At 73.6% G+C, this 10,699-nt stretch carries 6 protein-coding genes; all 6 read left to right on the top strand.

Annotated elements, in window-relative coordinates:
* The first annotated feature begins 259 nt into the window (after nt 1-259).
* A complete protein-coding gene (locus ACF08B_RS34945; protein ID WP_392321055.1) occupies nt 260-850 on the top strand; it encodes a small secreted protein in 591 nt (196 codons plus the stop codon).
* 20 nt (nt 851-870) lie between these two features.
* Complete coding sequence (locus ACF08B_RS34940; protein ID WP_392321054.1) at nt 871-2,400, top strand: methyltransferase; 1,530 nt, start codon at nt 871-873, stop codon at nt 2,398-2,400.
* Between the two features lie 267 nt (nt 2,401-2,667).
* Nucleotides 2,668-2,865 (top strand): hypothetical protein, encoded by a 198-nt coding sequence (locus tag ACF08B_RS34935; protein ID WP_392321053.1) that lies wholly within the window; start codon nt 2,668-2,670, stop codon nt 2,863-2,865.
* Between the two features lie 268 nt (nt 2,866-3,133).
* On the top strand, nt 3,134-5,953 hold the full coding sequence (gene topA / locus ACF08B_RS34930) for a type I DNA topoisomerase (protein ID WP_392321052.1): 2,820 nt from the start codon (nt 3,134-3,136) through the stop codon (nt 5,951-5,953).
* A gap of 144 nt (nt 5,954-6,097) precedes the next feature.
* Entirely contained in the window at nt 6,098-9,352 is a 3,255-nt protein-coding gene (gene tmk, locus ACF08B_RS34925) for a dTMP kinase (RefSeq protein WP_392321051.1), read from the top strand.
* A gap of 84 nt (nt 9,353-9,436) precedes the next feature.
* Entirely contained in the window at nt 9,437-10,642 is a 1,206-nt protein-coding gene (locus ACF08B_RS34920; protein WP_392321050.1) for a DNA polymerase III subunit delta', read from the top strand.
* Nucleotides 10,643-10,699: the final 57 nt, after the last annotated feature.

Here is a 10,699-nt window from a genome sequence, read left to right as displayed (position 1 = left end):
CCAACCCCCCCCCCCCGGGGGGTGTTTGGGTCGGCCGCCCCCCCCCCCCCCCCCCCCGGGGGGGGGGGGGGGGGGGCCCGCCCCCCCCCCCCGCCCGTCTCCTTGGTGCGGCTCGCCCGTGGGGCCGCCCACGTGGTGAGCCTTCTCTCTCATGGTGCGAAGAGTCACAAAAGCTGACTTTTACTCCGTCCGGTGGGTGGAGGGTGTCGGTCTGCCGTGTAGATTCCGGGGGCCGAGAGCCATGGAAGGGACCGATCCGGTGAACAAGAAGCTCACGGCCGCGCTGTCCGGCGGTGCGGTACTCGTGGTGGCGCTGTCGGGATGCACCAGCAGCGAAGACAAGGGGCCCGACCCCAAGCTCGTGGCCTGGGCCAAGACGGTGTGCGACCCGCTGCCCGCTCAGCAGTCGAAGATCTCGGAGGCCTTCGACGCCCTCGCGGCGGTGGCCAAGGACGGTCCGCCGAAGGACGTCCAGAAGACCGACTCGAAGGCCTTCCAGGAACTGGCCGACGGCTTCAAGGCCCGTGCCGGCACCCTCATCGACGCCGGAGCGCCCCCCGGTATCGAGGACGGCAAGCGGAAGCAGCAGGACGCCGTCAAGAAGCTCACGGCCCTGTCCGCGGCCTACGCGGACCTGAAGAAGCGGGTCGACGGGCTCGACACCAAGAACCAGACGAAGTTCGCCTCCGGTCTGAGCGACCTCTCGGAGCGGATGAAGGCGGTGTCGGTGCAGTACGACGGCGCGATCACCGCCCTGCAGAGCCTGGAGAAGGGCGATGTCAACGAGGCGGTGACCCAGCAGCGGGGCTGCACGAAGACCTCCGCGTCGCCGTCGGCCGCCAAGGGCTGACCCGGCCGCCACGGGACACAATGGGGGGCGTGACTGACTCCGGACTCGCACCCCTGCCCGCTTCCGACCGGCCCGGGGCCGCCGCGCGCCTGCGGGACGCGCTGCTGGCCGCCTCCTTCACCGCCGACGGGCTGCTGGACCTGCTCGGCGCCCCCGCCTACGCGGCGCTGGCCCGCAGCGAGACCGTGCCCGCCCTGCGGGCCACCCGCGGCGACACCCCGCTGGAGACCCTCGTCCGGCTGTTCCTCCTCCAGCAGCCGGTGCCCCACGCGCGCGTGGCGGCCGTGCTGCCCGTCGAGGAGGCCCTGGAGGCCGGCTGGCTGCGCTGTGTGGGCGGCGACGAGCTGGCCGCCACCGTGGACGTACGGCCGTACGGCGGTCCCGGCGGCGAGGACTGGTTCATCGTCTCCGACCTCGGCTGCGCGGTCGGCGGCGCCGGCGGCATCGGACAGCGCGACGAGGGTGTCGTCCTGGGCGTCGGCGGCGCCTCCACGACCCTCGCCGGCATCACGGTCCGCACGCCCGTCGGCTCCGCCCTCGACCTCGGCACCGGCTCCGGCATCCAGGCGCTGCACGCCGCCCAGCACGCCACGCGCGTGACGGCGACCGACCTCAACCCGCGCGCACTGCACATGACCGCGCTCACGCTCGCGCTCTCCGGCGCCCCCGCCGCGGAGCTGCGCGAGGGCTCCCTGTTCGAGCCCGTCGCCGACGACGAGACGTTCGACCTCATCGTCTCCAACCCGCCCTTCGTCATCTCCCCGGGCGCCCGCCTGACCTACCGGGACGGGGGCATGCGCGGGGACGATCTGTGCCGCTCGCTCGTCCAGCAGGCGGGGGAACGGCTGAACGAGGGCGGGTTCGCGCAGTTCCTCGCCAACTGGCAGCACGTGGCGGGGGAGGACTGGCAGGACCGGCTCAGGTCGTGGGTGCCGCGCGGGTGCGACGCCTGGATCGTGCAGCGCGAGGTGCAGGACGTCACGCAGTACGCCGAGCTGTGGCTGCGGGACGCCGGTGACCACCGCGGGGACCCGGCGGAGTACCAGGCACGCTACGACGCCTGGCTCGACGAGTTCGAGGCGCGCAAGGTGAAGGCGGTCGGCTTCGGCTGGATCACCCTGCGCAGGACCGGGGCCGCCGAACCGAGCGTCACGGTGGAGGAGTGGCCGCACCCGGTCGAGCAGCCCCTCGGGGACGCCGTCCGGGCGCACTTCGAGCGGCTCGACTACCTCCGGGAGCACGACGACGCGGCGCTGCTGGCGAGCCACTTCAGTCTCACCGCCGAAGTGGTCCAGGAGCAGGTCGGGCTGCCCGGCGCCGAGGACCCGGAGCACGTGGTGCTCCGGCAGCACCGGGGCATGCGCCGGGCCACGAAGGTGGACACGGTCGGCGCCGGGTTCGCGGGCGTCTGCGACGGCTCGCTGAGCGCGGGCCGGATCCTCGACGCCATCGCCCAGCTCATGGGCGAGGACCCGGTGGTGCTCCGCGACCAGACGCCCGCGCAGATCCGCCTGCTGGTGGAGCAGGGCTTCCTGGAGCCGGTCCGCTGACACCGGGCGCCCCCCGGCGGCCCCGCCCGGACCACCGTCGTATGCCGGTGGCACGGGCCGGGGCGTGCGCCCGCCCGGAGCCCTGACGCACGGGTGGCGTGAAAAAGGCCGGAAAAATATGTCCGCGGTCCGGGGCCCTCCACTCCGTCCGGGCCACGGGTGACGGGTCGATCTTCCGTTCACCTCGATGTCGCCCGCCGGTCTCCCTGGCGTGGCACCCTCCCCGCGCTGGGCAGAGCCGAACCGGACGGAAGAGGTGGGCGGGGGATGGAGAGCGCACCGGCGATCTTCGCGGGACTGGTGTTCGCCCTGTTCGGAGGGGGTCTGCTGGCGTGGACGGGAATTCGTCTGCGCCGCCGCGAGCCGGTGGCCCACGGTGTGAGCCGGGTCGCATCGGCGACCCTCGCGAGCCTGGCCGGCACGGTCGCGCTGGCCCTGGGTGTGTACTGCCTGACCCGCCTCTGACGTCGGCGGGCGCGCGGTCGTGACGATGCCGCGAGAGTAAGGGGAGCATCACGCTCCGGACAGGCGCCGGCGGGGTACCCGGCAGTCCGGGCGGCAGGAATGCCGGTAGTCGGGTTACCGTTCGAGTGGCCGTTGTGGGCTTTTCCCGTTTGACACGGGAGCGGGATGTACCGTCACACTCCGCAGCGTCACACGAGCCAGAAGCACGCCGCGACCCCGGGACGAACGCCTGGGGAGGGCAAAGCGTCGACCGGAGAGAAGAGCCAAGTTGTCCCCGACCAGCGAGACCGCACAGGGCGGCCGCCGACTCGTCATCGTCGAGTCGCCTGCCAAGGCGAAGACGATCAAGGGCTACCTCGGCCCCGGCTACATCGTCGAGGCGAGCGTCGGGCACATCAGGGACCTTCCCAACGGCGCCGCGGAGGTGCCGGAGAAGTACACCGGCGAGGTCCGCCGCCTCGGTGTGGACGTCGATCACGACTTCCAGCCGATCTACGTGGTCAACGCCGACAAGAAGGCCCAGGTCAAGAAGCTCAAGGACCTGCTGAAGGAGTCCGACGAGCTCTTCCTCGCCACCGATGAGGACCGGGAGGGCGAGGCGATCGCCTGGCACCTCCAGGAGGTCCTCAAGCCGAAGATCCCCGTCAAGCGGATGGTCTTCCACGAGATCACCAAGGACGCGATCCGCGAGGCCGTCGCCAACCCGCGCCAGCTCAACCAGAAGCTGGTCGACGCCCAGGAGACCCGCCGCATCCTCGACCGCCTCTACGGCTACGAGGTCTCGCCGGTCCTGTGGAAGAAGGTCATGCCGCGCCTGTCGGCCGGCCGCGTCCAGTCCGTCGCGACGCGGCTCGTCGTCGAGCGGGAACGCGAGCGCATCGCCTTCCGCTCCGCCGAGTACTGGGACCTGACGGGCACCTTCGCGACCGGCCGCACGGGCGATTCGTCCGACCCGTCGTCGCTGGTGGCCCGGCTGCAGACCGTCGACGGCCGGCGCGTCGCGCAGGGCCGCGACTTCGACTCCCTCGGGCAGATCAAGAGCGCGAACACCCTCCACCTCGACGAGGCGAACGCCCGCGCCCTCGCCGCCGCGCTGGAGGACACCCGTTTCTCCGTGCGTGCGGTCGAGTCCAAGCCGTACCGCCGCTCGCCGTACGCCCCGTTCCGTACGACGACGCTCCAGCAGGAGGCGAGCCGCAAGCTCGGCTTCGGCGCGAAGGCGACCATGCAGGTCGCCCAGAAGCTGTACGAGAACGGCTACATCACGTACATGCGTACGGACTCCACGACGCTGAGCGACACCGCCGTGTCGGCCGCCCGCGCCCAGGTCACGCAGCTGTACGGCGCCGACTACCTGCCCCCGCAGCCGCGCACCTACGCCGGGAAGGTCAAGAACGCCCAGGAGGCGCACGAGGCGATCCGCCCCTCGGGTGATCGTTTCCGCACGCCCGCCGAGACCGGTCTGACCGGCGACCAGTTCAGGCTGTACGAGCTGATCTGGAAGCGGACCGTCGCCTCCCAGATGAAGGACGCCACGGGCAACTCCGTGACCGTGAAGATCGGCGGCACCGCCGCCGACGGCCGGGACGTCGAGTTCAGCGCCTCCGGCAAGACGATCACCTTCCACGGCTTCCTCAAGGCCTACGTCGAGGGCGCCGACGACCCGAACGCCGAGCTGGACGACCGCGAGCGCCGGCTGCCGCAGGTCTCCGAGGGCGACGCGCTGTCCGCCGAGCAGATCACGGTCGACGGCCACGCCACCAAGCCCCCGGCCCGCTACACCGAGGCCTCCCTGGTCAAGGAGCTGGAAGAGCGCGAGATCGGCCGCCCGTCGACGTACGCGTCGATCATCGGCACGATCCTCGACCGCGGCTACGTGTTCAAGAAGGGGACGGCCCTCGTGCCGTCCTTCCTGTCCTTCGCCGTCGTCAACCTCCTGGAGAAGCACTTCGGGCGGCTCGTCGACTACGACTTCACCGCCAAGATGGAGGACGACCTCGACCGCATCGCCCGCGGCGAGGCCCAGGCCGTGCCGTGGCTGAAGCGCTTCTACTTCGGCGAGGGGCACAACGGCGTGGGCAGCGCCGCCGAGGCCGGCAACGGCGACGGGGACCACCTCGGTGGCCTCAAAGAGCTGGTGACCGACCTGGGCGCGATCGACGCGCGCGAGGTGTCGTCGTTCCCGGTGGGCAACGACATCGTGCTCCGCGTCGGCCGCTACGGCCCCTACATCGAGCGCGGCGAGAAGGACACCGAGCAGCACCAGCGCGCCGACATCCCGGACGACCTGGCGCCCGACGAGCTGGGCATCGAGCTGGCCGAGGAACTGCTGGCCAAGCCCAGCGGCGACTTCGAGCTGGGCACCGACCCGGCCAGCGGTCATACGATCGTCGCCAAGGACGGCCGTTACGGCCCGTACGTCACCGAGGTGCTCCCCGAGGGCACCCCGAAGACCGGCAAGAACGCGGTCAAGCCGCGTACGGCCTCCCTCTTCAAGTCCATGTCGCTGGACACCGTCACCCTGGACGACGCGCTCAGGCTGATGTCCCTGCCGCGGGTCGTCGGCACGGACGCCGACGGCGTGGAGATCACCGCGCAGAACGGCCGCTACGGCCCGTACCTGAAGAAGGGCACGGACTCGCGCTCGCTGCAGACCGAGGACCAGCTCTTCACGATCACGCTGGAGGAGGCGCAGGCGATCTACGCCCAGCCGAAGCAGCGTGGCCGCGCGGCCGCCAAGCCGCCGCTGAAGGAACTGGGCGAGGACCCGGTCTCCGGAAAGCCGGTCGTGGTGAAGGACGGCCGCTTCGGTCCGTACGTCACCGACGGCGAGACCAACGCGACCCTGCGCTCCGGCGACAGTGTCGAGGAGATCACCCCGGAGCGCGGCTTCGAGCTGCTCGCCGAGAAGCGCGCCAAGGGTCCCGCCAAGAAGACCGCGAAGAAGGCGGCGGCCAAGAAGACCGCCCCGGCGAAGAAGACCGCGGCCAAGAAGACGGCGGCGAAGAAGACGACGACCGCCGCGAAGAAGACGACCGCCAAGAAGACCGCCGCGAAGAAGGCGACGGCTTCCGGCGCGGAGGGCTGACACTCCGTCGGCACCTCCCGCGGACCCGGCGGACCCCCTCCGCGGCTTCGCGAATCGAACGCCCCGGCATCACTTTGGTGTCGGGGCGTGCGCATGCCAGGAGAGGCGAGGTGTGGTGTCCGTGGCTGCGGATAGGCTGAACGCATGACGCGAGCCGAGCAGCCAACGGCCCCCACCACAGCACCGGACGACGCCCTCGTCGCGGACTCCCGCGAGCGCGCCGTCCGTTCCCTGCTGCGACGACCGCAGTTGAGGCGACTGTGGAGCGCACAGCTGGTGAGTGGTGTCGGTGACACCCTCGCCCTCCTCGTGCTGGTCCTCCTCGCCCTCCAGGCGGCGATCGTCGAAGGCACCTTCGGCGGCGGCTACCGGGGCGTGGCGTTCGCAGTGGCGACGGTCTTCGGGGCGCGTGTCCTCGCCACGCTGCTCTTCGGCGCGGTCCTGCTCGGGCCCCTGACCTCGCTCACCGCCCAGGACGGCCCGCTCGACCGACGCTGGACCATGGTCGGCGCCGACGGCGTGCGCGCCGCGCTGCTGATCGTGGCGCCCCTGTGGATCGACTGGACCCCGGACAACGCGCTCGCGGTCCTGCTCGTCACCGCCTTCGTCGCCGGCATCGCCGAGCGGCTGTGGACGGTGTGCCGGGAGAGCGCGGCCCCCGCGCTGCTGCCCGCCCCGCCCCCGGAGGGCGCCACCGTCCGGCCGCTGCCCGACCACCTGGACGCCCTGCGCCGCCTCGCGCTGCGCACCAGCTTCCTCGCGGTCCCGCTGGCCGCCGCCGCACTGGTCGCCGCCGCCCTGCTGAACAACCTGCTGGGCACCGGCCTGGCCTGGTTCGACCAGCACCAGGCGGCCCTCGGCGCCTATGTGGCGGCCGGCCTGTTCGCCGCCTCCCTGTCCCTGCTGACCTTCCTCGAACTGCCCGGCACGCGCACCCCGCGCCCGCGCTCCCCGCTGGAGGGCCTGCGCCGCCCGCGCACCGGCACCGGCGTCGACAAGGGCCGCACGGGCGCCATCCCGCTGCTCGTCCCGGCCTGCGCCGCGGTCGCCGGAGCCATCGCCGCCGCCGTCGCGGTGTGCGTCCTGCACACCAAGGACCTGGGCGGCGGCCCCGTCCTCTACGGCCTGCTGGTGCTGGGCCTGACCGGCGGTGTCGCCGTCGGCATCCGCACGGCCCCCGCCGTGCTGCCCTCGCTCTCGCGCCGCCGGCTGCTGGCCCTCGCGATCGCCTTCACCGGTATCGCGCTGCTCGCCGCCGGGCTGGTCCCGGACGTCACCACCGTGCTGCTCATCGTCACGCTGGCCGGAGTCGCCGCGGGCGTGGCCGCCAACACCGGGCACGCCCTGCTCGACCAGGAGACCGAGGAATACCGCCGGGCGCGCACCACCGAGCACCTGCATGCGGTGGTCCGGGTCTTCATAGCGCTCGGCGTCATCGTCGCGCCCCTGGTCGCGGCGCTGATCGGCCCGCACCGGCTGGAGAACGGCAAGTTCGTCTTCGCCCACGGCGGCGCGGCCTTCACGCTGATGCTGGTCGGCGCGCTGCTGCTGCCGGTGGCCGCGCTGGTGCTCGCCAAGGTCGACGACCGCTCCGGCGTACCGCTGCGCCAGGACCTCAAGGACGCCCTGCTCGGCGGGGACGACCCGGACCAGACACCGGCGACCAACGGCTTCTTCATCGCCCTCGAGGGCGGCGACGGCGCCGGCAAGTCCACCCAGGCCGAGGCGCTCGCCGAGTGGATCCGGGCCAAGGGCCACGAGGTCGTCCTCACCCGCGAGCCCGGGGCCACGCCGGTCGGCAAGCGGCTGCGCTCCATCCTGCTCGACGTGTCCTCGGCCGGCCTGTCGCACCGCGCGGAGGCGCTGCTGTACGCGGCGGACCGCGCCGAGCACGTCGACACCGTCGTACGTCCCGCCCTGGAGCGCGGCGCGGTGGTCATCTCCGACCGCTACATCGACTCCTCCGTCGCCTACCAGGGCGCCGGCCGCGATCTGTCGCCGACCGAGATCGCCCGCATCAACCGCTGGGCGACCGACGGGCTCGTCCCGCACCTGACCGTCCTGCTCGACGTCTCCCCGGAGACCGCCCGTGAGCGGTTCACCGAGGCGCCGGACCGGCTGGAGTCGGAGCCCGCGGAGTTCCACGCGCGCGTACGGGCCGGTTTCCTCACGCTGGCCGCCTCGGACCCCGGCCGCTACCTCGTCGTGGACGCGGGCCAGGAACCCGAGTCCGTCACCACGGTGATCCGGCACCGCCTCGACACCGTCCTGCCCCTGTCCGAGGCCGAGATCCAGGCCCGGGAGGAAGCCCGCAGGAAGGCCGAGGAGGAGGCCCGCCGCAAGGCGGAGGAGGAGGCCGCCCGCAAGGCCGAGGAGGAGCGGCTGGAGCGCGAGCGCCAGGAGCAGCTCGCCAAGCTGCGCGCCGAGGAGGAGGAGCGCAAGCGGCGCGAGCTGGAGGAGGCGCAGCGCCGCGAGGCCGAACGGCAGGCGGAGGAGGCCCGGCAGCGGGCCGAGGAAGCACACCGGCGGGCGGAGGAGGAGCGGCAGCGGCTCCTCGCCGAGGAGAAGGCCCGCGCCGAGGAGGAGGCCCGTCGCAAGGCGGAGGAGGAGCGCCGGCGCCGGCAGGCCGAGGAGGAGGCACGGCTGCGCGCCGAGGAGGAGGCCCGCCAGGCCCGGGTGCGCGCCGAGGAGGACGCCCGGCGTCTGGAGGCGCAGCGCAAGGCCGAGGAGGCACTGCTGCGGGCCGAGGAGGCCCGGCGGCAGGCGGCCGAGGCCGCGGCGGCGGCCGACGTGGCGGCCCGCAGGCCCAGCACCCCCCGGCCGTCCGCGCCGGGCGTGGCCGCGGACGCGGCGACGGTCGCGACGCCGGCCGTGTCGCCGGGCGGGCGCGACGGGAACGGGCCGGAGCGCGCCGCGGACGAGACCGCGGTGCTGCGCCCGGTGCGTGAGGAGCGCGACGGCGCCGCCGGCCGTGCCCGGGGTGCGCAGTCCGAAGCCGAGGTGACCACCGAGCTGCCGCAGCCGACGGACGCCCCCGGCGCCGCGGACGAGACGGCGGTCCTGCCGCCGGTGCCCCCCGTGGGCGCCGCCGACGAGACGGCCGTGCTGCCGCCGGTCCGGGACGAGCGTCCGGGGGGCCGGGTGCCGCCCGGCTACTTCCGGGACGAGCGCTCCGGCGCGGGCCTCGACGGCACCGAGGACCGCACGCGTGAGATGCCGCAGATCGACGCCGACGGCACGCCCCGCCGCCGGCCGCGTTCGGACTGGGCCGAGGAGACCCCGCTGGACGACCTGCCCACGCTGGCGGACGAGCTGCTGGGCTCGTACGGCGAAGGGGAGTACGGGGACGCCGGCGACGAGCAGGGCCGCAAGGGCCGTGGCCGGGGCCGCCGCGGCTGACGCCGGCCGCCGCGCCGCACTGTCGGTGCCGACCCGCACAATGGAGTGCGGAACGCGCAGTGTGACGGAAGGGCGGCGTGACCCATGACCGTGTGGGACGACCTCGTCGGGCAGGAGAAGGTGAGCGCGGTGCTCGGTGCCGCCGCGCGGGACGCCGACGCCCTCGTCACCGCCGCCGCGGCCGACGAGCCGCTGCCCGAGACGTCCGGGATGACGCACGCCTGGCTGTTCACGGGCCCGCCCGGCGCGGGTCGCAACCAGGCGGCCCGGGCGTTCGCCGCCGCCCTGCAGTGCGTGAGTCCCGACCGCGCCCTGGGCGGTGCCCCCGGCTGCGGCTTCTGCGACGGCTGCCACACCGCCCTGCTCGGCACGCACGCCGACGTCAACCCGGTCGCGGCGGTCGGCGCGGAGATCCTGGTCAAGGACATGCGGGACACGGTCCGCAAGTCGTTCACCGCCCCGGCGAACGGCCGCTGGCAGATCATCCTCGTCGAGGACGCCGAGCGGCTGAACGAGAAGTCGGCCAACGCGGTCCTCAAGGCCGTGGAGGAGCCCGCCCCTCGCACGGTGTGGCTGCTGTGCGCCCCCTCCGTCGAGGACGTCCTGCCGACCATCCGCTCCCGCTGCCGGCACCTGACCCTGCGTACGCCCTCGGTGGACGCGATCGCCGACATGCTCATCCGCCGCGACGGCGTCGAACCGGCGGTCGCCACGGCCGCCGCGCGGGCCACCCAGGGCCATGCCGACCGGGCCCGCCGGCTGGCCACCGACCCGGCGGCCCGCGAACGCCGGGCCGCCGTGCTGAAGCTGCCGCTGCGCCTGGACGAGGTCGGCGCCTGTCTGCGGGCCGCGCAGGAGCTGGTCGACGCGGCCGCCGAGGACGCCAAGCAGCTCGCCGAGGAGATGGACGGCAAGGAGGCCGAGGAGCTGAAGGCCGCGCTGGGCGCCGCGCAGGGCGGGCGGCTGCCGCGCGGCACGGCGGGCGTGATGAAGGACCTGGAGGACATGCAGAAGCGCCGCAGGACCCGTACGCAGCGCGACAGCCTCGACGTCGCCCTCGGTGACCTCACCGCCTTCTACCGCGACGTCCTCGCCCTCCAGCTCGGCTCCCGCGTGGCCATCGCCAACGCCGACGCCGAGGACGCCCTGGAGCGGCTGGCCCGCGGCAGCACGCCGGAGTCCACCCTCCGCCGGATCGAGGCGATCGCCGGCTGCCGGGACGCCCTCGACCGCAACGTGGCTCCGCTGCTGGCGGTGGAGGCGATGACGATGGCACTGCGGGCGGGCTGAGGGGCCCGGACGCCGCGGACGGGACCCCGGGACCGGGGTGACCGAGGGGGGTGACGG

This window comes from Streptomyces sp. NPDC015139, from assembly GCF_043079785.1.
In the GTDB taxonomy this organism is placed as follows: domain Bacteria; phylum Actinomycetota; class Actinomycetes; order Streptomycetales; family Streptomycetaceae; genus Streptomyces; species Streptomyces albidocamelliae.
The sequence above is the reverse complement of the archived record's forward strand: the minus strand, read 5'-3'. Positions and strand labels throughout refer to the sequence as shown.